The 21,709-nt window shown below is 67.1% G+C and carries 17 protein-coding genes; 8 read left to right on the forward strand and 9 right to left on the reverse strand.

The features are described 5' to 3' along the window. On the reverse strand, positions 1-1,326 hold the full coding sequence (locus tag M1D40_RS08455) for an MFS transporter (protein ID WP_461170882.1): 1,326 nt from the start codon (positions 1,324-1,326) through the stop codon (positions 1-3). Positions 1,327-1,503: 177 nt separating this feature from the next. On the opposite strand from M1D40_RS08455, the gene M1D40_RS08460 reads away from it, so the two are divergent. After that, positions 1,504-2,343: a formate/nitrite transporter family protein gene (locus tag M1D40_RS08460; RefSeq protein WP_461170883.1), complete on the forward strand. Its 840-nt coding sequence runs from the start codon at positions 1,504-1,506 to the stop codon at positions 2,341-2,343. Here the strand turns inward: M1D40_RS08460 and M1D40_RS08465 are convergent. Next, entirely contained in the window at positions 2,340-3,761 is a 1,422-nt protein-coding gene (locus M1D40_RS08465) for an aminotransferase-like domain-containing protein (RefSeq protein WP_461170884.1), read from the reverse strand. The two genes, M1D40_RS08460 and M1D40_RS08465, sit on opposite strands and share 4 nt — an antisense overlap. Between M1D40_RS08465 and M1D40_RS08470 the strand changes: the two genes are divergently transcribed. After that, complete coding sequence (locus M1D40_RS08470; RefSeq protein ID WP_461170885.1) at positions 3,760-4,695, forward strand: DMT family transporter; 936 nt, start codon at positions 3,760-3,762, stop codon at positions 4,693-4,695. The two genes, M1D40_RS08465 and M1D40_RS08470, sit on opposite strands and share 2 nt — an antisense overlap. Here M1D40_RS08470 and M1D40_RS08475 read toward each other — a convergent pair. From M1D40_RS08475 to cmtR, 3 genes are all read right to left on the reverse strand, one after another. Next, on the reverse strand, positions 4,692-4,988 hold the full coding sequence (locus M1D40_RS08475; protein ID WP_461170886.1) for a GNAT family N-acetyltransferase: 297 nt from the start codon (positions 4,986-4,988) through the stop codon (positions 4,692-4,694). The two genes, M1D40_RS08470 and M1D40_RS08475, sit on opposite strands and share 4 nt — an antisense overlap. 407 nt (positions 4,989-5,395) lie before the next feature. Then, a complete protein-coding gene (locus M1D40_RS08480; RefSeq protein ID WP_461170887.1) occupies positions 5,396-7,369 on the reverse strand; it encodes a heavy metal translocating P-type ATPase in 1,974 nt (657 codons plus the stop codon). Beyond that, entirely contained in the window at positions 7,366-7,725 is a 360-nt protein-coding gene (gene cmtR / locus M1D40_RS08485) for a Cd(II)/Pb(II)-sensing metalloregulatory transcriptional regulator CmtR (protein ID WP_341392947.1), read from the reverse strand. Before cmtR ends, M1D40_RS08480 begins: the two co-directional genes overlap by 4 nt. A gap of 242 nt (positions 7,726-7,967) precedes the next feature. Here cmtR and M1D40_RS08490 point away from each other — a divergent pair, with 242 nt between their 5' ends. Then, entirely contained in the window at positions 7,968-8,363 is a 396-nt protein-coding gene (locus M1D40_RS08490; RefSeq protein WP_461170888.1) for a hypothetical protein, read from the forward strand. A 90-nt stretch (positions 8,364-8,453) separates the two neighbouring features. Here M1D40_RS08490 and M1D40_RS08495 read toward each other — a convergent pair whose 3' ends face one another. Next, positions 8,454-10,097 (reverse strand): Na+/H+ antiporter, encoded by a 1,644-nt coding sequence (locus M1D40_RS08495; RefSeq protein WP_461170889.1) that lies wholly within the window; start codon positions 10,095-10,097, stop codon positions 8,454-8,456. A gap of 202 nt (positions 10,098-10,299) precedes the next feature. Between M1D40_RS08495 and M1D40_RS08500 the strand changes: the two genes are divergently transcribed. From M1D40_RS08500 to M1D40_RS08510, 3 genes are all read left to right on the forward strand, one after another. Next, positions 10,300-11,364 (forward strand): alanine racemase, encoded by a 1,065-nt coding sequence (locus M1D40_RS08500; protein ID WP_461170890.1) that lies wholly within the window; start codon positions 10,300-10,302, stop codon positions 11,362-11,364. Then, complete coding sequence (locus M1D40_RS08505) at positions 11,364-11,951, forward strand: DJ-1/PfpI family protein (protein ID WP_341392950.1); 588 nt, start codon at positions 11,364-11,366, stop codon at positions 11,949-11,951. Before M1D40_RS08500 ends, M1D40_RS08505 begins: the two co-directional genes overlap by 1 nt. Positions 11,952-12,058: 107 nt before the next feature. Beyond that, on the forward strand, positions 12,059-14,554 hold the full coding sequence (locus M1D40_RS08510) for an alpha/beta fold hydrolase (protein ID WP_461170891.1): 2,496 nt from the start codon (positions 12,059-12,061) through the stop codon (positions 14,552-14,554). A 26-nt stretch (positions 14,555-14,580) separates the two neighbouring features. On the opposite strand, the gene M1D40_RS08515 is transcribed toward M1D40_RS08510, so the two are convergent. From M1D40_RS08515 to M1D40_RS08525, 3 genes are all read right to left on the reverse strand, one after another. After that, entirely contained in the window at positions 14,581-14,847 is a 267-nt protein-coding gene (locus M1D40_RS08515) for a hypothetical protein (protein ID WP_461170892.1), read from the reverse strand. Between the two features lie 39 nt (positions 14,848-14,886). Next, on the reverse strand, positions 14,887-15,762 hold the full coding sequence (locus tag M1D40_RS08520) for a putative protein N(5)-glutamine methyltransferase (RefSeq protein ID WP_461170893.1): 876 nt from the start codon (positions 15,760-15,762) through the stop codon (positions 14,887-14,889). A 65-nt stretch (positions 15,763-15,827) separates the two neighbouring features. After that, on the reverse strand, positions 15,828-16,271 hold the full coding sequence (locus tag M1D40_RS08525; RefSeq protein ID WP_461170894.1) for a DUF4334 domain-containing protein: 444 nt from the start codon (positions 16,269-16,271) through the stop codon (positions 15,828-15,830). 925 nt (positions 16,272-17,196) lie between these two features. On the opposite strand from M1D40_RS08525, the gene M1D40_RS08530 reads away from it, so the two are divergent. Both M1D40_RS08530 and hrpB read left to right on the forward strand, forming a co-directional pair. Continuing rightward, complete coding sequence (locus M1D40_RS08530; protein ID WP_461170895.1) at positions 17,197-18,804, forward strand: HNH endonuclease; 1,608 nt, start codon at positions 17,197-17,199, stop codon at positions 18,802-18,804. Between the two features lie 127 nt (positions 18,805-18,931). Further along, positions 18,932-21,589 (forward strand): ATP-dependent helicase HrpB, encoded by a 2,658-nt coding sequence (gene hrpB, locus M1D40_RS08535; protein ID WP_461171034.1) that lies wholly within the window; start codon positions 18,932-18,934, stop codon positions 21,587-21,589. Positions 21,590-21,709 lie beyond the last annotated feature (120 nt).

Raw genomic sequence — 21,709 nt, forward strand, 5'->3', positions numbered from 1 at the left:
CTAGTTGTGCCGCCCCAGCCCGCGGAGCGCCGGCCGGCCCAGGAAGCAGGCCGCGATGAGCGCGGTTGCGGCTCCGCAGCCGGCGATCACCGGTGCCGGACCGATGACATCGCTCAGCCAGCCCAGCAGATTGTTGGCCGCGAGCAGCGGCACCATCTGCGCAAGCAGTGCAACGGACTGAACCCGCCCCAGATACGACTCGGGAACCGCCAGAAGCAGCAGCGGCGCTGCCTTGGCGCTGAAGATCCCGGTGCCCAGACCGGCGACGACGGAGAGCCCCCCGCACAGCACCACCCCCGGGATGCAGGCCATTGCCACCATGGCCCCGCCGCACAGCACCAGGCCGGCCACCGGCGGAAACCAGGCGAAAGCACGCCGGCCGCGCGCCACAATAACGAGCACAACCACCGCCATCCCCGCGGCATAACCCCCTGACACGGTGCCCGCCGCCGCGGCGTCCCAACCCCGGCTGCGCGCCAGCAGCGGAACGAGCAGCGTGGTCAGCGGCAGCACCAGGCCGGAGACGGCGGCCAGCAGGCCAAGGACGGCGCGCACCTGCGGCAGGCTCCAGGCCAGCCGAAGGCCGTCGGCTGCCTCAACCAGCACAGAGCGGCGCGGGGCGGGAACCCTCGGCATGCCGCCGGGCCCGGGAGCCCCGTCTGTACCCGGCCCGGCAGCCTCCGGGGCAGCGTCTCCGGCGTTGCCGGTTGCGGCACGGCGCAGCGACAGGAGCACCAGGAACATGAAAAGGTAACCGACCGCAGCCCCGGCGGCGCTGCCGGCCAGCGTCAGCCAGGCCACAACGAAGCCTCCCGCTGCCGGCCCGGCCGCGGCGGTGAGCTGGATCAGGGCCTGCCGTGCCGCCGTTGCCCGCAGCAGGCTCGTCCCGGGCGTCAGGAAGCGCGGGAAGGAGCCCGACGCCGGCCGGTAGAAGGCATCGGCCGTTCCCAGGAGTACGGCTGTGGAGAGCAGAAGCCACAGCGGCGTCCCCAGGGAGAACACCAGTACCGCGGCGGCGGCGGAAACGCAGAACATGAACGCGTCCGTCCGGATCATCGTTTTCCACGGCCCCGACCTGTCCGCCGCCACTCCTCCGTGAAGGGAGAAGATCACGCGCGGAAGGGTGACCGCTGTCAGAACCAGGCCGGCGGCTACGCCTCCGTTGGCCGACGCAGCCCAGCTCAGTCCAAACGACAGGATCTGGGTTCCCAGAAGGGTCCAGACCGTGCCGAAAAGCCACCACCAGTACGACGGCGAGATGCCCGCCTCGGTGCCGGGAGGACTGCCGGGCGGGCTGCCGTGCCGCTGACCAATGCGCTGATGCATATCCCGCTCCCCGTTGATCTGGTGTTCCGGATCACTCACTGATCTAGAAGAGTAGATCACTTATCGGGATATGTCAGGAATTCCGCTTTTCCTCAGCAGGCTTACTGTTTAACCCAACCGGGAAACGCGGCTCCGCGCACCGGCACCAGGCACCGACACCGGCACCGAAAGGACACCATGAGCGAGGAACGCCGCAGGGAAATCGGAGAATCCGAAGCGCCCGTTGAGGATGAACTGCAGGAGTCCTTTGACAACACGGTCACGGAAGGTGCTGAACGGCTGCACCGAACGTTCCGGACCATCCTTGTCACCGGCGTGTTTGGCGGACTGGAAGTCGGGCTGGGCGTGATGGCCTATCTGGCAGTTCTGCACGAAACGGGAGACCACCTGCTGGCGGGAATTGCCTTCAGCGTGGGGTTGATTGCCCTGTACCTCGCGCACAGCGAGTTGTTCACCGAAAACTTCCTGATGCCGGTTGCCGCCGTGGTAGCGAAGGAAGGCAGCGTGAAGCAGCTGGGCAAACTCTGGGGCGGCACGCTGCTGGCCAATCTCGCCGGCGGCTGGGTGTTCATGTGGATTGTCATGCAGGCCTTCCCGCAGTGGGAACCCACGGTGGCCGAATCGGCCAAACACTTCACCGACGCACCGTTCTCCCTGCAGACGGTTGCACTGGCCATCCTGGGCGGCAGCACGATTACCCTGATGAGCCGCATGCAGCAGGGGACGTCCTCGGACCCGGCCAAGATCGTCGCCACCGTCATCGGCGGCTTCCTCCTGGCCGGGCTCCAGCTGTTCCACTCGATTCTGGACTCGCTGCTGATCTTCGGCGCCATGCAGTCCGGTGCCGGAATTTCCTACCTGGAATGGCTTGTCTGGTTCGCCTACACCCTGCTCTTCAATATGGTGGGCGGCCTGGTGCTGGTCACAGCCCTGCGGCTGGTCCGGACCAAGGAACTGCTGGCCGAGCGCCGGCGGGAAGCACCCCGCGACCCGGACGTCTCCCGCGGCAACGGCTAGGGCCCGCTCTGCTGGCGTGCCAGCGCGCTGCCGATGATCCGGGCACCCTCGGGGAATGCGCCCGGATTCTGCCCGGAATAATTCAGTCTCAAATGCGGTCCGGTGGGCTCGGCTGGAAACCACTCGTTCCCGGTGCCGACCACCACGCCGTCGCTCTCGCAGTCCCGGACCAGCCGGAGCAGGTCCGTGCCCTCCGGCAGCCGCAGCCACAGGTTCAGTCCGCCGCGCGGCAACACCGGCAGCTCCGCCCCCGGGACATGTTCGCGCAGCGCCGCAGCCAGCAGATCACGGCGGCCGGCCAGCTGCCGGCGCAGTCCGCGCAGGTGGGTTTTCCACGCGGGCTGCGTCACGACGTCGAGCGCCACCGCCTGCAGCAGCGGACTGACATACATGGACTGCGCCTGCGTATCGGCCAGGATGCGTTCCCGGGCCGGACCGCGGGCCACAATGCCGGCCACCCTTACCGCCGGTGACACGCTCTTGGTCAGTGACCGCAGGTAGACCACGTGCCCGCCGTCGTCGCGGGCCGCCAAAGGGGCAGGGTCCGCGCTGATGCCGAAGTCGTGGGCCCAGTCGTCCTCGATCAGGAACGCGCCGAACCGGCGCACCACGCCGAGCACCTCGTCCGAAAGATCCGGCGTCCACTGGATGCCCGTGGGGTTGGCGAAGGTGGGCTGGGCGTAGAAGGCACGGGCGCCGGTCTGCTCGAAGGCGCGCACCAGGTCTGCGGGATCGGGACCGTTGACGCCGCTGGGGACCGGAACGACCTCCACCCCGGCCTGCTCGGCGGCGAGAATGGCGCCCCAGTAGGTGGGCGACTCCATCAGCAGCGGACGGCCGGCACCCACCAGTGCCCGGAAGGCGGTGCTGAGTCCGCTTTGGCTGCCGGGGAGGACGACGACGTCGCCCGCCGCCGGGGGAGCGGCGCCGGCCGGAGCGGCAGCTTCCAGCTCCGCGGCAAACCAGGCCTGCAGTTCGGGCAGGCCCGCGGCGGGGGAACGGCTCACCGCGGCACCGCTGCGGGCGGCCCGCGTGAAGGCCGCCCGGACCAGCCGTTCGGGCAGCAGCTCCCGGTCGGGGTAGCCCGAGTGGAGGGCAATGACGTCGTTGGGTGCGGTGCGCAGGGCTGCGGACAGCTGCGGCAGGCGTGCCTGCGGGGACCCAAGTGCCGCGGTCTGCCAGCCGTAGTCGTGCGGGCGTGCCAGCCGGGCGGCACGGACAAAGGTGCCGACGCCGGGACGGCTTTCGACCATCCCCTGTGCGCTCAGGGTGCGCAGGGCCTTTTGCACCGTCACCGGACTTGCGCCGTACTGCTCAACCAGTGCCCGGGTGGAGGGGATCCTGGCGCCGGGCGCCGCCGTCGAAATCCAGGCGCGCAGCCCTGTGGCGATGCGGGCACTGCTGCTATCGTGAGACATGACACAGCATAGTAGCGCTACTCTCCGTCAGGCACCACTGCTATCGACGCCGGGCCCCGGCCTGAAGGCCGGGCTGGGGTGGGGTCTGCTGGGCGTTGCCGCATTTTCCCTGACCCTGCCGGTGACCCGGATCGCGGTGGAGGACGGCGGTCTCTCTCCGCTCTTCATCGGTTCCGCCCGTGCCGTTATAGCCGCCTTCCTGGCAGCGGCCGCCCTGGCACTCACCAAGCAGCACTTTCCGCAGCGGCGGCAGTGGGTGCGCCTGGCCCTGGTGGCCGGCGGTGTGGTCCTCGGTTTTCCCCTCCTGACATCATTCGCGCTGACAACGGCTCCGGCCAGCCACGGCGCCGTCGTCATCGGCCTGCTGCCGGCGGCCACCGCCGTTGCCGCCGTGCTGCGCGGACATGAGCGTCCGCCTCTGTTCTTCTGGATCATGGCAGCTGCGGGCGCAGCCGCGGTTGTGGTGTTTGCGGCCCTCCACGGCGGGGGCCTGGGCGGGCTCCAGTGGGCCGACCTGCTGCTTTTCGGCGCCGTAGCGGCGGGCGCGGTGGGATATGCCGAGGGCGGTCTGCTGGCCCGGGAACTTGGCGCCTGGCAGACCGTTTCCTGGGCGCTCGTCCTTGCGGCACCGCTCATGGCGGTGCTGACGGCGGTAGCGGCTGTCCGGCAGCCGCCGTCGGGCTCTCCCGGCGAGTGGGCGGCGCTCGCCTACCTCGGCGTTGTCAGCATGTTCCTCGGATTCTTCGCGTGGTACCGGGGACTGGCCATCGGTCCCATGGCCCAGGTCAGCCAGATTCAACTGGTCCAGCCGGTGCTGACCATCTGCTGGGCGGCCCTGCTCCTGGATGAACAGCTCACCTGGCCCACGCTGCTGGGCGGGGCGGCGGTAATTGCCTGTGCCGCGGCGTCCGTCCGGGTCCGGCTGCGCCGCTAGGGGCCGAGGAGCACGGTTGTCTGGGATCCGGCGTGCGCAAACCCGGCGCGGAGGGCTGTGCGGATGGAAGCGGTGTTGTCTGTCCTGACGCGCCACTGCGGAATCAGCCCCGCTCTCGTGGCGTGATCAACGGCAATCGAAACAGCGGTGGCTGCATGTCCCTGCCGCCGGCTGCCGTCTGCGGTAAGGACGCCCATATGCGCCAGGTGATCCTTCCACACGTCGTATCCGCTTCCTGCCAGCGGGCGGGGCTCCGACCGCTCGTCGCCCAACAGCACGAAAGTCTTTGCCATCTCGCTGAGGCCGACTTCGGCGGCGTCCTCGCGCGAACAGCTGCGCTCTAAGGCAACAGCATCGGCCGGATCACGGCTTACGGGAGTGGCCCGGACGGGGAGGCCTGGCGCGGAATCACAAAAATACAGACGCGCTTCGCCCAGCGGCTGGCCACCGTGCGGAGCACTGATTCTGAGGAGTGCTGCGTGGCTTGCAAGTTCCGTGTCGCTGAAACTACGACATGCTTCAGTGGCCCACTGTGGCCCAACCACCACGCCTACTCCGAACAGCGAAACAAACATGAGCACGGGACTGTCGCTTTTCTCGCGGTATATCCGCGTGCCGGCCCCTGCCAGGGATCCCCGGGGGATACCCAGGATCTGCGCCCAGGCAGCTTGGACGGTCAGGACGGTGCCGGGATTCAGCTTCATGAGGCGGTGGTGGGAGAGTTGCTGCGAAGGGAAGCCTGCGGGTCCGCAGGAGAACCCCCGGACTGAACCGGGCGCGTTTTTGTTCGAGCTGCGCGTAGCCCGTTGAGGATGACGATGACCTCAGCCACCTCGTGGATCAGGACTACGGCGGCCAGGCCCAGGACGCCCGTAACGGCCAGCGGCGGAAGCACCGCGATGATCAGCAGCGAGAGCACGATGTTCTGGTTCATGATCCGCTGGCCCTGCCGGGCATGGGCAATGGCTCCGGGAATCAGGCGCAGGTCGTGGCCCGTGAAGGCGATGTCGGCAGATTCAATGGCGGCATCGGAGCCGGCGGCTCCCATGGCGATCCCTACCTCCGCGGCGGCGAGAGCCGGGGCGTCATTGATGCCGTCGCCAATCATCGCCGTCGGCGTTGCGGCGTTCAGCTCGCGGATGGCATCGGACTTGTCTTCGGGTCGGCATTCCGCACGGACATCCTCGATTCCGGCCAGGGCAGCGAGGGCACGTGCGGTGCGGGCATTGTCTCCGGTCAGCATGGTGACGCCGATGCCTCCGGCGGTGAGGGTGCGCACGACATCGGGCACTTCCGGGCGCAGCTCGTCGCGCACTCCAATAGCGCCGACGGTTGCTCCCCCGCGGTGAACGACGACGACGGTCATGCCCGAGGATTCCAACCGCTCCACCGCCCCGGCGAGATCCCCCGCATCGAACCGGCGGGGACTGCCGATACCGACGACGGCGCCGTCGACCGTGCCGTAAATGCCGTGCCCGGCTTCCTCCGTAATGCCGGTGGCGGCCGCTGTTTCAGGTGCTGCCCGGGTGATGGCGGTGGCGAGGGGATGGGTGCTGTGCTGTTCCAGGGCAGCAGCCCAGGCCAGAACCTGGCGCTCGCTGGTTCCATCGACAGCCAGCACCTCGGTGACGGTGGGCTGGTTGCGCGTCAGGGTGCCGGTCTTGTCCATGGCTAGGTGGCGGATTGAGCCGAACCGCTCAAAGGCCGCGCCGCTTTTGATGATGACACCGAATTTGCTGGCCGAGCCGACCGCCGAGACGACAGTAATCGGCACCGCGATAGCCAAGGCGCAGGGGGAAGCGGCGACCAGAACGATCAGGGCGCGGGTGATCCACAGTTCAGGATCGCCCAGCAGTGAGCCAATCAGGGCCACCAATGCGGCGAGGATCAGCACCCCGGGCACCAGGGGGCGGGCGATGCGGTCGGCCAAACGGGCACGTTCGCCTTTTTCGGTCTGCGCCTGTTCGACCAAACGCACGATCGTCGTGAGGGAGTTGTCGGTCCCTGCGGCGGTCGTCTCGATTTCCAGGACGCCGGAGGTGTTGATCACGCCGGCGGAAACGTCGTCGCCGGGCCGGACCTCTACGGAAATGGATTCACCGGTGATCGCCGAGGTATCCAGGGAGCTGCGTCCGCTGCGGATGATGCCGTCGGTTGCGATCCGCTCTCCGGGTTTGACGAGCATCAGCTGACCGGCCTCGAGGTCCCTGACACGGACCGAAAGCGGTTCGCCGTTGGTGAGGATGTTCGCGGTCTGGGGAACGAGTTTCAACAGTGCCCGCAGTCCGCTGCGGGCCCGGTCCATGGCCTTGTCTTCCAACGCTTCGGCGATCGAATAGAGAAACGCCAGCGCTGCGGCTTCCTCGAGGTAACCCAGGATGACTGCCCCGGTGGCGCTCATGGTCATCAGCAAGGCGATGCCGAGCCTGCCCTTGGCCAGGTTGCGCATGGCGCCGGGAACGAATGTCGACGCCCCCAGCAGCAAGCCCGCCCAGAAAAGCACGGCGGCGAACACTTCCGTCCCTGACCAGTGGGCGATCACCCCGGCGGCAAAGGCAAGGCCGGACGCGAGGGGAATCATGATTCCGCGGTCACGCCACCATGCAGTGCCGGCCTCGGGCTCGGGCTCGGCGAAGTCCGGGTTCGGTTCGTCAGGTGCACAGCACGAGCTCATGCGCCGGCTCCGGCCTCGCAGCAACCGGGAACCGGGCATTCCCGGTCCAGGCAGGCTGCGCTTTCATCGACTGCCAGGGTCACATCGATCAGGACAGTCAGGGCGTGGGCCAGATGGGGATCGGCGATTTCATAGCGGGTTTGTCGGCCCTCGATTTCCCCCACTGCGATGCCGCAGTCCCGCAGACAGGCCAGGTGGTTGGAAACGTTGGAGCGGGTCAGGCCCAGGTCCCGGGCCAGCCCTGCTGGGTAGGCCGGGCCCTTCAGCAGGGCCATGAGAATGCGCGAGCGGGTCGGGTCGGCCATCGCACGACCGATCCGGTTCATCACATCGAGTCGTGAAGAAATGGTCAGCATACAGTGACCATACAGCAACGGCTGAACTGTTGAGAGCCTACGCAGGGCTCGTGCCGAGCACGAATCCGGACCTCTGGGAGCCCGGGGCGGCCGCCGTCGCGTTCGGCTAGTCTCAGCACATGGGGGCCGCAACCGATCAAGGACAACACCTCGACACCACCTTGCCCGCACCACGATGGGCTGTGTGGATTGCCCATGCTATTCCCCTCTGCGTGCTGCCCTCTGGACTGTGGCGCCTCGCGATGACCGTCGGCATCCCCGTCGGCTTCAGCGAGGCCGTGCTCCGTGAGGATTACGATCTGCCCGGTTGGGGCGCCCTTTACACCGTCGGTCTGGCGGCGCTGCTTGAGTGTCTCGCGCTGCTCGCCCTCGGCCTTGTGTACCGCTGGGGTGAGGTGGTTCCGCGGTGGATCCCCTTTATCGGCGGAAAGCCGGTGCCGCGACTGGCGGCGGTCATCCCGGCAGGAATCGGGGCCATCCTGATCACTCTGATCACGTTCAGTCAGCTGTCCATGTGGCACCTGGCCGACACGAGTGGCCTGCCGTTGATGGGGCCGAGCTACGCGCCCCTCTTGGCCTGGGGGCCGTTGCTCGCCGTACTGACGGTTACCTACTTCGTGCGCCGCGGGCGGGCCTGAAGGTCAGGGCCGAAAGGATCGGGTTCCTGGAGTGGAGCGCGTCGACGCCGCTCCCCGCCGCTCCCAGCCGCTCCCCGGTGTCCCCGAGGCTTAGGTCTCCGGCGCCGGAGGGGAGGTTTCGCCGGAATCGCCGCCGCCCGGATCGCCGCGGGATGACAGCCGGAGTTCTTCCACATCCAGGGAGGACTGCACCTGCAGCAGGACGGCGTCGTCAATTCGCCGCTCGTCCCGCAGCCGGATTACGGTGCCGCGTTTGAGGGCCAGCAGCGCCAGTCCCAGGTCCCGGTATTGCGCCGCACGCGCAAGGTGCCGGGCGCCGTCGTCGTTCCCCTGCTCCTCGTCCTGCAGCGCGTTGAGCGTGGCCAGGCGCCTTTCATATTCGGTGCGGACCTCGTCGGCGACATCCGGATCAGTTCCCAGCTCAGCGGCGACCTGCGGCAGTGCCTCCAGCGCATTCGCGACCGCTGAAGTTTCCGCCAGCTGCTGCTCTTCCTTCCGCCGGGCCGCATCCAGCGGCATTCTGGCCCACCGTGCGATCACCGGCAACAGCGGGGCCTGGACCACCAGTGTCAGGATGATGACGCCGGTGGCCACGAAGATGATCAGATCCCGGTAGGGAAAGGGCGAACCGGATGCGGTGTACTGCGGGGTCGCCAGGGCTGCGGCCAGCGATACGGCACCGCGGAACCCCGCCATCCCGCTCACCACCCGGATCCGGTTGTTGACGCGCGGTTTCAGCCGGCGTTCGCGCCGGTCCAGCAGCCGGAAGACGTACGCATCAATGAACAGGTACAGCAGACGGACGGCAACAATCACCGCGGTCACCACGGCCACCAGGAACAGGCCCTGCGCCAGCTGCCGCCCGGGCAGGTCGCTGACGGCGCGCGGCAGCTCCAGCCCCACCAGGACAAACAGGGCTCCGTTGAGAAGAAAGGTGGTCAGGGACCAGAACGCCTGCCCCTGCTGCCTCGTGTCGGCGCGGATAATCCGCGGACCCGCCTGGCTCATCGCCAGCCCCACAACGACGACGGCGAGCACCCCCGAGGCGTTAATGAGTTCGGCCAGGACAAATGCGGTGAACGGAGTCAGGATGGTGACAACGTTGCCCAGCAGGGGATCCTGAACCCGCTTTCTGACGCGGAAACTCAACCAGACGGTCACCAGGCCTGCTGCGATGCCGCCCAGATAGGCCAGCAGGAACAATCCGGAAATTTCGAGCGTGTTCAGTTGTTCCGTTCCGGCCGTGATCCCAACCGCCACCCCATAGATGACCAGGGCCGTGCCGTCATTAATCAGGCTTTCCGCCCGCAGCAGCGTGACGTAGCGGTGCGGAAGGACCCGCGCCAGGGCGCCGACGGCGGTGGCGTCCGTGGGGGCAATGGCAGCACCCAGAACCCAGGCGGGGCCCCACGGCAGGCCGAGCGCATGCGCAGCGACGGCGACCGCCCCGGCCGTGGCCACCACCAGTGCGGTTCCCATCAGGACGATACCGCGCTGGTTGCTGCGAATCTCGCGCAGCGAAGTGGTGATGCTTTCCCAGAACAGCAGTGCCGGCAGGAAGAGGAAAAGCACGGCCTCGGGCGGAAGCTCCACCCGGGCCAGCGCCGGAATGAAACCCAGCACAATGCCGCAGCCCAGCAGGAACACCGGTGCAGGCAGACCCCACCGCCGCGCTGCCAGTGTGCAGAGCAGCACGGCCGCGGCAAGGATAACGACCAGTTCGGAGGCCAGCATGTCAGCCGTCCGCAGGGGAGCCGGAGCTGTTGTCCATCCCTCAACGGTAGAGCGGGCCCGGATGCTGCGGGAGGGTGGGTGCTACGCGTGCCATTTCAGGACCGCCGGTGTTGCTGGTGTTGAATGGGGTGGAACTGCCGGCGGTGAAAGTAACCGAAGACGAGTGGACATCCGAACCGAGCCCGCAGGGAAGGAAAATTCAGTGAACCCCGACGGAGATGCCCCCTATCTGAGGCTGGACCCGGTGATTCTGGCAGCCAACATCGACAGAATGGCGCGTTCCGCCAAAGCCCGCGGGCTCGCCCTGTGGCCGCACGCAAAGACGCATAAGTCTCTAGAGGTTGCGCGGCGGCAGCTCGACGCCGGTGCGGCTGGCCTGACGGTCGCAACGGTGGGGGAGGCTGAAGTCTTTGCCGCGCTCGGTGTTCCCGGTATTTTCATCGCGTATCCGCTGTGGGTCACCCAGGAGCGGGCACGCCGGCTTCGTGCCGTGGCGGAGAGGACGCAGCTGCGCATCGGCGTCGAGTCCCTGCCGGCAGCTGAACAGCTCGCGCAGTTCAAGATCCCGGCGGACGTCATGATCGAGGTGGACTCCGGCCACCACCGCAGCGGCCTTACTCCAGCCGCAGCCGGTGAACTTGCCGCACAGGCTGCAAACCTTGGCCTGAAAGTGGCGGGCGTTTTCACCTTTCCCGGCCACAGTTACGCTCCGGGACAGGGAAACGCTGCTGCCGGCGACGAGGCAGCTGCCCTGACGGAGGCGCTCGCCGCAGCGAAGGCCGCCGGTGCCGCTGCCGACGCCGTTAGCGGCGGCTCCAGCCCGTCCGCCGCCCATGCTCAGCCGGTGCTTACCGACATCCGGCCCGGAGTCTACGTCTTTAATGATGCGCAGCAGTTGGAACTGGGAGCATGCGCTGCCGAGGACATCGCCCTGAGCGTGGCGGCCACCGTCGTCTCCAAGTCCGGGGGACGGGTCATTCTGGATTCGGGAACGAAGACACTGGGTGCCGACCGGCCGGCCTGGACCACCGGATACGGCCGGCTGCTCGAGTATCCTGATGCCCGGATTGTTGCCGCGTCCGAGCACCACGCCACGGTGGAGCTCCCGGGCCCGCTGCCCGCACTGGGCACCCGGGTGCTGGTCGCGCCGAACCATGCGTGCAATGCGGTGAACCTGCACAACTACTATGTCCTGTCATCTACAGGCCCCGGCACACCGGATCCTGCCGCTACTATGTGGGCCGTGGACGCCCGGGGGATGAACTAATGAAACACATCGGCATTCTGGTTTTTGACGGAGTGGAAGAGCTCGACGCCGTCGGCCCCTGGGAGGTGCTTGCCTACTGGACCCGGCATTACCCGGAGGACGGGTACGACGTCGCGCTGCTCTCAGCCGACGGAAAACCGGTGATGGCGGCAAAGGGAATGCTCCTGACCCCGCATCTGTCCCGTGCTGACGCTCCGGAGTTTGACGTTTTCCTTCATCCCGGCGGTTTTGGAACACGTGCCCTGGCCAAGGACGAGGACCATTTGGACTGGATGCGCGGCCTGCGCTCGCAGGTTCCGCTGATGACCAGCGTCTGCACCGGAAGCCTTGTGTACGCTGCCGCCGGCCTGCTCGCCGGACGCCCGGCCACCAGCTACTGGGACTCGCTCTCCACGCTGGCTGAGCTGGACCCCAGCATCGACGTGCGGCAGGACGCGCGCTGGGTCGACGACGGCGACGTCGTCACCAGCGCGGGCGTCAGCGCCGGCATCGACATGGCCCTGCATCTGGTCCGCCGCCTCGCCGGTGAGGATCGGGCCCGCGAGGTGCGCCGCGGAATCCAGTACGATCCCGAGCCGCCGGTCTAGCCTGTCCGTTGGCTTGCCCGGAATGCGCAGGGAATGTCGGCGGGGTCCGATAGTCTCGGTTTCAGCGGCATAAAGGCGTGCCGGCCACCAACAACGGGGGAGTGCTCATGGCATCCGGAAACACCGTGGAACACCTGGACGTGCTGATCATCGGTGCCGGGCTGAGCGGCATCGGCGCTGCCTGCCGCCTTCGTACTGACCACCCGGACCGCTCCATAACCCTGCTGGAGACGCGGGGCCGAGCGGGCGGCACCTGGGACCTCTTCCGGTATCCGGGCATTCGCTCCGACTCGGACCTGTACACCTTTGGGTATGACTTCCGTCCCTGGCGCGAAGAGAAGGCCATTGCGGACGGGCCAAGCATCCTGCGGTACCTGGAAGAAACAGCGGCCGAGTACGGGGTTGACCGCCTCATCCGCTACCACCGCCGTGTGGTCTCGGCGGACTGGTCCAGCAGGGATTCGCGCTGGAACATCCGAGCAGAGGTGACCCGGACTCCCGAGCCCGGTCCGGACGGAACCCGGGCGGAACCGGTGGGCACCGGGGAGTTTCTGGAGTTCACGGCCAACTGGATCTTCAATGCCGCCGGGTATTACCGCTACGACAAGGGCTATCTGCCGGACCTCCCGGGTGCTGACCGCTTTCCCGGCACCATCGTGCACCCGCAGCACTGGCCCGAAGACCTGAAGGTGAGCGGAAAGCGGGTAGCGGTCATTGGCAGCGGAGCGACAGCCGTCACGCTGGTGCCCGCGCTGGCCGATTTGGGTGCACACGTGACCATGGTGCAGCGCACCCCCACCTACATTCTTCCGATCCCGGCGGAGGATCCGCTCGCACGGCGGCTGCGCGGCGTCGTCGGCCCCGAACGCACCGGGCGCATCATGGCCGAGGTCAGTGCGCGTCGGCAGCGGCTTATCTGGTCCGTCTGCCAACGCTGGCCGCGCGCATCCCGCAGGGTCATCAGGGTCATCCAGGGCAAGGCACTGCCAGAGGGCTTCGATCTGGACACGCACCTGAACCCGCCGTACGCGCCCTGGGACCAGCGGCTGTGCGCCGTACCTGACGGCGACTTCTTCGGTGCCCTGCGCAGCGGTTCGGCCGGCATCGTCACCGGTCGGATCGCCGAGCTCACTGAGCGCGGCATCACCATGGTTTCGGGGGAGGAAGTGGCGGCCGACGTCATCGTCACTGCCACCGGCTTTACCCTTCAGATTCTGGGCGGAATGGAACTGCGTCTTGACGGCGTTCCCGTGAATCTCGCCGACCATGTGGCGTACCGGGGCGTGATGCTCAGCGGTGTGCCCAACATGGCGTTCGCCATCGGCTACACCAACGCGTCCTGGACCCTGAAAATCGGGCTTCTGACCCGCTGGTTTTCCCGGCTGCTCGCCCACATGGACCACCACGGCTACTCCGCGGCGGTGCCGGTCACGCCGGAAGGCCTGCAGACACGGCCGCTGCTGGACTTCGGCGCAGGCTACGTGCAGCGGAGCCTGGAGTCATTGCCCCGGCAGGGAACGGAAGCCCCGTGGCTAATGACGATGAACTTTCTTGCCGACCGCAAAGACCTGCAGAAGGGCGCCCTCGTCGACGAACATCTGCACTTTTCGGGGTCTGAGGGGCCGGCGGCGGGTGCGGCCGGAGCAGCGGGGGATGCGAAAACGGCCGCCGATGCGGAAACCGACCGCTTCGCCACCCTGCGGACAGGTGTGCGGATGTGTTACCGGGTGGACGGCCCTGCCGACGGCGAACCAGTAGTTCTCGTCTCCGGGCTCGGGATGGACCTCACGTCCTGGCCGGCATCGGTTGTAGACGGTCTGGCGGCTGCGGGATACCGGGTGATCCGGCCGGACAACCGCGACGCCGGCCGTTCCAGCAGGATGAACACGCCCACGCCCACCCTGCTGGATCAGGCCTTGGCCCGTCCACTCCCGGGCGCCTACCGCCTGGAAGACATGGCCGACGACGTCGTCGCGCTTCTGGACCATCTGGACGTGCCGCGTGCCCACCTTGCGGGAATGTCGCTGGGCGGAATGATTGCCCAATCGGTGGCTGCCCATCACCCGGACCGGGCACTGACCCTGACCTCCATCATTTCCACCACCGGTGCGCGAAAGATCGGTGCCGCGGCGTTGTCCACCAAGCGGCGTTTTGTCGCCCGACCTCCGCGGTCACGCGAAGAGTTCATCCGGGCCCGAGTGGGAATGATGCGGCATCTGGCCGGCCGTACCTACCCTGCGGATACAGCAAACGACACCGCGGCGGCCGCCCTTGCCTGGGACCGCGGCGCTTTCCCGGACGGCGGGACGGCACGATCCCGCCAGCTCGGCGCTATCAACGCCTCGCAGGACCGTACGCGTGATCTGGCCCGGATTATCGCTCCTACTCTGGTGATCCACGGCGACCGGGATCCCATAGTCCATCCCAGCGGGGGAACGGCAACCGCCGCCGCGGTGCCCGGGTCCCGCCATGTCACCATTCGCGGGATGGGGCACTACTTCCACCCGGTCATCGTGCCGGAGCTGCTGCGGCTCATTACCGGGCATCTGGCTGCACATCGGCAGGTTAACGCAAAAAGCGCACTGCAGCCTCGGCGGCAGTGAGCTCGTTACGGGTTCAGGAAGCGGACTTACTGCCCCATGCCGGGGTGCACCGGAACGAAGTCAATCTTGTTGTTGTCCAGGACCCGCTTCTTCGCGATGCGGGTGAATCCCTTGGCATCCAGGCCGTTCTTTTCGCGGAAGACCGCCAGGGCATCGTCGTATGCCTTGTTGATCCGGGCGCCGGTGATGACCTCGGTGGTTCCGTCGGTGAAAGTGATACTGACGGAGGCCGACTGGGGGAAATGCCGGTCCATGCGGATGAAGCCGTCGTTGCGCTGCTGAAGATTGATCAAGTGGTTCCACCTTTGGAGATTGCGAACTACCAGTCTTCCCTATTCCGGCGGCTCTGGAGTGCAGAGTTGCCTCTTGGCGATGACAACGGTTGCGTCGGTGGCCTCCCTGCGGGCGATTTCCGGGGCCAACCGGCGGGAAGCCATGACCAGTGCAACAGCCTCGGCCTGTCGTTCACTGCATTCCAGCAGCAGGCAGCCGTCCCGGCTCAGCCATTCCGGGGCGCCGGCAATGATCCGCCGGAGGACATCCAGTCCGTCGCTGCCGCCGTCGTGGGTTGCTGCCGGTTCATGGTTCCGAGCCTCGCGCGGAATGGTGTTCAGTTGCGCGGTGGGAATATACGGAGCGTTGGCGACGACGACGTCGACCCGGCCTCGCAGGTTATGCGGGAGGGGCGAAAACAGATCTCCCTCCAAAACCGCGGCCTTGCCGGTGAGATTCAGGCGGGCGCACCGTACGGCGGCCGGGTGGATGTCCACCGCATACGCCTCAAGCGGTGAAGCTGAATGTGCGGATATCGCTAGTGTCACGGCTCCTGAGCCGCAGCAGAGCTCTACGACCAGGGGACGGGGATGCCCGGCTTGCCCGGAGCGTTCCCCGATCTTGGCGAGTTCGGCAGCGTCGGCGAGTCTGGTGAACTGGCTGATGGCGGCAATGGCACGGTCGGCAAGGAGTTCGGTTCGGCGCCGGGGTACAAATACGCCCGGCGCAACCGGAACCCGTAGTCCATAGAATTCGGACCAGCCAAGGATCTGCTCCAGCGGTATTCCGGCGCAGCGGCGCCTGACCCTGTCTTCCAGAATCTCGGTATTTTCTGGTTCGGCGGCGAGCAGGGCCGCTTCCTCTTCGGCAAAGACACAGCCGGCTGCCCGTAGCCGTGCAATGAGTTCCGGTACCGGATTTACTGTTGAGTCCACCGGCACACTGTCACAGGTCACGTCCGGTAGGGCAATGGGCTGCGTCGATATGGGTTCTGCCTCGATTACAGCGTTCTGTGAAGCGAGAACATGAAGGGGGCTGCGGGCCCGCGCATGTCCATGGCTCCCAGCAGTGTGTTCGCGTCTACCTTCCGGAAGGCGTCGTTGACAGGCAGCGCATTGTAAATCATGGTTGCGGAGACTACGCCGCGGTACTCCATCATTCGAAGCCGTGCACGGGGCCGGCCCGTTCTGGTCAGCTGGAGAAGTGGACGGGCTGCCCTTCCCGCGCCGGGATGTTTGTGCACCAGCGGTCCGATCCGCAGTGCCAGCCGGAGTGGGACGAGCCCCGGGTTCACCTCGAACTCCTTACCGGCCGCGGTCCGGAAGATCAGCGGACGAGCCGCCTCAGCGCCCTCGAACCGCTTACCCTGCCAACCCAGCGGCCCCAGGACACCGTCAAGTCGGTGACCTGTTGGAACGTCGGCGCCGTGCCAGTCGCCGATCACTTCGTCTACGCGAACTGGAGGAAGTGAATCGAAGAAGGCCAGCGCTTCGGCTGCTGTTGTGCCACGGCTCAGGGTGCTTAGCTGTTCTGCCGGCGTCTTTTTCGGTGTCCGCTGTTCTGATGTCTGCTGTTCCGGATTCTGCCGTTCCGAATGAGGAGTCTGTAGCGGATGTTGAGTCTGTTGCTCTGAATGTCGTTGACTCATGCTGGTCCTTTCGTCTTGTCGCCCCTCGTCGCTTCGTTTCCCAAGGGTGGGCTTCCTAGAGAGCCCCTGCCTAGAGAGCCACCTTTCCTAGAGAACCCCCTTCCGGAGGTACCTTTCCGGGGGAGGGGCCGGCCGTTGCCTGGGAAGCCTCCTCCTGCGGAGCCGGTGCGTTGGAGGAGCCCCTTCCCTGGGAGCCACTGCCTGCCGTGGAACCACTGTAATCCCCGGCTGGCGCGCTCGCAGATATACAAGGAGCTACAGTTCGCTCGAGGCGTCCGAGGCCGACCAACCGGGCTCGGGAGTGGACAGAGAGGCTCGGAACAGATGGAAAGCTAAGACCGCGCGAGTGGGCCGACGTTAATTTGGAGTATCTGACCAGTATGTGGATTTCCCGGAAACAGTGGTCTATTTCACTAAAATAGAAGACATGTACTACTCCCCAGCTGTTGAAGACGAAGGCAGGAGTACCCCTTTGGCTTCCACTCCCGCTTCTGTCCCCACTTCTACTCGCGGTGCTTCGCCTCGGGCGTCAACCGCTCAGAACCAGACCTCGAACCCAGCCGCTCGGAAGCAGACCTTGACCCCAGCCGCTCGAAACAGGACCCCGGTCACCCGAAGCGAAGCGGCCACTACTGCCGGCTCTCCGGCAACAGCGGGATCGGCGAAAGCTTCGGACCCCGCCAAGTGCCCGGCAGCGTTCGAACCGGCAGGGAACCATGCAGTGTTGGAAGCGGCGGAGCGGGTGCGGCTGATCGATGAGATCCGGGCTTTGGAGGACCTCAAGAATGTCATCACTGCCGCGCAGGCCCGTGCCGCGGCTGCGTTTGATGCTTCCACCCGCACCGCCCAGGCCGCTGCCGGGCTGAAGGCTGATCAGCTGGGGAAGGGTGTTGCCGCGCAGATCGCCCTGGCCCGGCGGGAGTCCCCGCATAACGGGGCGAAGCTGCTGGGCCTGGCACGAATCCTCACCACCGAAATGCCCCACACCCTGCACGCCCTGGCCCTTGGGGTGATCAGTGAGTGGCGGGCCACGATCCTGGTCCGGGAGACCGCGTGCCTGTCCCTGGCCGACCGGCAAAGGGTTGATGAACTGGTGGCCGGGAATCCGGGTGAGTTGGAGCAGCTCGGGGACCGGCAGCTGATAGCGAGGATCAAGTCCCTGTCCTACGGTCTGGATCCGCATGCGGTGGTGAAGCGTGCAGCGCATGCGGTCTCGGAGCGGTTTGTGTCCTGCCGGCCTGCACCGGACACCATGACCTGGGTGACGGCCCTGCTGCCGGTATCCCAGGGGGTGGGCGTGTATGCGGCCCTGACGCGGGAAGCGGACAGGCTCCGGGCAACCGGGGATCCGCGGTCGAAGGGTCAGATCATGGCCGATACGTTTGTGGAACGCACCACGGGGCAGGCTCGGGCGGAGGATGTTCGGGTTGAGGTGCAGCTGATCATGACGGATCAGGCTCTGCTGCACGGAATCCTGCCGCCGGAAGACGGAATCCTGCCGCAGGAAGACAAGGCCCCGCGGAAACAGGAACGGCACCAGGGCCAGCCGGAATCGGACCCGGGCAGCTTCCAGGGAGAGCGGCCGCGGCGAAGCCGGGCGCCGTGGCAGAACCTTGGTCCTGAACAGGGCAGCCGCCGGAACCAAAGCCACAGCCAGAACCGGGGCCGGAACCAGAGTCAGCGTCAGGACCAAAGCGGAGAGTCATTAGAAGCCGCAGGCTCCTTTGTCCCGGCCGGGGCGGAACCGGCGATTCTGGCCGGCTACGGGATCGTTCCGGCGCAGTGGGCCAGGGACTTGATCCGCGGACCCGACCCAGCGGAAGCAGAGCCGGATCATCCGGATAGATCACCTGACAGTACCGGCAGTACCGGCAGCACCGGCGCCTGTTGGGGTACGCCCCCTAGCCGCCCGGATCCGCGCACCGAAGTCTGGCTCCGCCGCCTCTACGTCACACCGGACACCGGACAGCTCACCGCGATGGATTCCCGGGCCCGGCTGGTACCCCGCGGCCTGGCCCGGCTGATCGCAGCACGGGACCAGGTGTGCCGGACCCCGTGGTGCGGAGCACCCATCCGCCACTACGACCACGTTCAGCCCGTCCGCGAAGGCGGACCCACCAGTGCTGAGAACATCCAGGGCCTGTGCCAAGCCTGCAACCAGGCCAAGGAAGCACCAGGCTGGGAAGCACGAACGTCTAAGCCAGTGGCCGCCGACGAAGCCTCCGGGAAGATCCAACCAATGCCAACCCGGCACGGCGTGACCACGAGGACGCCCACCGGACACGTATACAGGTCAATGGCTCCACCGCTTCCCGCGTTTCATCAGTGAGTAAACCCATGCCTGCGAGGCAGGCCGGACGTGGGCAACACAAGCAGTCTGAATCAGGCGGGACAATGGGTAAGTGACTACTCCGTGCAGCCCTAACGACGCAGCCCAAACCACGCAGGCTTACGGGTTGCGGAACCCCTTCGATCTTCAGGTGATCGGCGCGGGATTGGTTTTCGCGGAGTCGCTTCCGAATCTGGTAACCGCGCTCGACCCGAGCGCCGGAGCCGGAGCTGGCGCCGCAGTCGTTCAGGCCCCTCCCGGCACCGGAAAAACGACGCTGGTTCCGCCGCTGGTCGCCAACTTGATTGCTGCCCGGGCCACCGCAACCAACAAACCCTTGCGAGTGGTTGTCACCCAGCCACGCCGGGTCGCCGCACGCTCCGCAGCTCGACGGCTTGCCGAGCTGGACGGCACCAAGGTCGGCGGCAGAATTGGCTACACCGTCCGGGGCGAAAGCCACACCGGGACGGATACGGTCATCGAGTTTGTCACTCCGGGAATCCTCCTGCGCCGGCTGCTGGCAGATCCAGGACTGGAAAGCACTGCTGCTGTCATCCTTGATGAGGTCCACGAACGCGGCTTGGAAACGGACCTCCTTCTGGGCATGCTCACTGAAGTGCGCCAGCTGCGCGCAGACCTTACGCTCGTGGCCATGTCTGCAACGGTTGATGCGCCGCGGTTCGCTGCGCTGATCGCAAATGACGACGACGGCGGCCCGGTACCCGTTATCGGCTGCCCGTCGGCGCTGTACCCCCTTGAGGTCCGCTGGGCGCCGGGCAAATCGCTTCGCATCGACGAACACGGAGTGACCCGGTCCTTCCTGAACCACATCGCCGAGACGGCCGCTGCTGCCCACGGTGACATGCTGACCGAGAACCCGCAGGCCGACGCACTGGTTTTTGTTCCCGGCGCTTGGGAAGTGTCCTACGTGGCCTCTCAAATCCGCAACCGAGTAGCAGCAGGCACAGCAGGCCCGCCCGCACGCGGACCCGAAACGGAGGTGCTGGAGCTGCACGGGCAGGTCGATCCGCGGGAACAGGACCGGGCTGTCTCGGGCCGGCGCCCCGGTGAACCGCCGCGGATCATCGTCTCCACCAGCCTCGCCGAGTCGTCGCTGACCGTTCCGGGGGTTCGCCTGGTGATCGATTCCGGCCTCGCCCGTGAACCCCGCCGGGACGCCGCACGCGGAATGTCGGGACTGGTGACGGTTTCCTGCTCCCGGGCATCGGCGGTGCAGCGTGCCGGACGCGCCGCGCGCCAGGGGCCCGGCCGCGTCATCCGCTGTTATGACGAGCGCGCTTTCGGGGCTGCGCCGGCTCACCAGACCCCGGAGGTGGCAGTCGCGGACCTCACCGCCGCCGCACTGGTCCTTTCCTGCTGGGGAACTCCGGGCGGCGAAGGGCTGGCACTGCCCGACGCCCCGCCGCGTGCCGCCCTGGCAGATGCACAATCGGTGTTGCATGACCTGGGCGCCGTCGACGGCAGCGGGGCCGTCACAACTCTTGGCCGAACTCTGGCCGGGATCCCCGCGGATCCGCGGCTGGCGCGGGCCCTGCTGGACGGAACTCCCGTCGTCGGCGCCCGAACGGCCGCAGAAGCCGTGGCTCTGGTGTCCGGGGACCTTCGTGCCCCCGGTGCTGACCTGTCCCGCCTGCTGGTGAACCTGCGCGCCGGACGGGAACCGGGAGAGCGGCGGTGGTCGGAGGATGTGCGGCGGCTGCAGTCACTGTCCCGCCGCGCAAGTAACGGCCCCGCGAAATCATCCGCCGTGGCGGTGCCGGGAGCCGAGGCCCTGGGGTTCGTCGTCGCGCTGGCGTTCCCGGACCGCATTGCCCGTCGCGTCCCCGGCGGCGCCGGTGCCGGTGAACGGTACCTACTGTCGACCGGAACCCGGGCAGGCCTGCCGGCGGGCAGCCCGCTGGCCGGGTATGAGTGGCTCGCTGTTGCTGAGGTTTCCCGGGCTCAGGGCCGGGATGCTGCCGGAACGGGAGCCGTGATCCGCTCGGCGGCACCCCTGAGCCAGGACACGGCGGAAGCCGCTGCCCGGCATCTGCTTACGGATACCGTGGAGGCGGCGTTCACCGGCGGCCGGGTCACTGCCAAGCGTGAACGGCGGCTGGGCGCTGTTGTGCTGTCCTCCACACCGGTCCGCCCGTCACCTGAAGAAGGCCGGGCAGCCGTAGCCCGAGCCCTCGCCCGCGAAGGGCTGGGAGTCATCGGCTTTTCCCCGGGGGCCGACGCGCTTCGGCGCCGGATGGCACTGCTGCACCGCGAACTGGGGGAGCCCTGGCCTGATGTTTTCGAACCTGCGCTGCTTGCCCGGCTTGATGACTGGCTCGCACCGGAACTGCAGGCGCTGGCCTCCGGCGCGTCAGTGAACGGAATCGACCTCGCCGAACCGCTGCGCCGGCTGCTGCCCTGGCCGGAGGCATCGCGGCTGGGGGAGTTGGCGCCGGAACGGCTGCAGGTCCCCAGCGGATCCCAGGTTCGGATTACCTATCCTGCAGTGGACGACGACGGCGGCCGCCCGGTAGTGGCGGTCAAGCTGCAGGAGTGCTTCGGCTGGGCGGAGACGCCGCGGTTGGTTCAGGGACGGGTGCCGGTACTGTTCCACCTCTTATCACCGGCCCGGGCGCCGCTGGCCGTCACTGACGATCTGGCATCCTTCTGGTCAGGACCCTATCTTCAGGTACGTGCCCAAATGCGGGGCAAATACCCCAAGCACCCGTGGCCGGAAGACCCGTGGGCGGCAAAGGCCACGGCAAAAACGAAGGCCCGGATGTAGCGCCTGAGACGGAACGGATGCCGGGAGCCGGATGCCGGGAGCGGTAGGAGATGAATCACGTGAGTGGCTCCGTTGGCGGGCGGGCCTGCGCTCATAGGCTGGACAGGCGGCAATTTTCCT

The organism is Arthrobacter sp. Z1-15 (assembly GCF_054792395.1).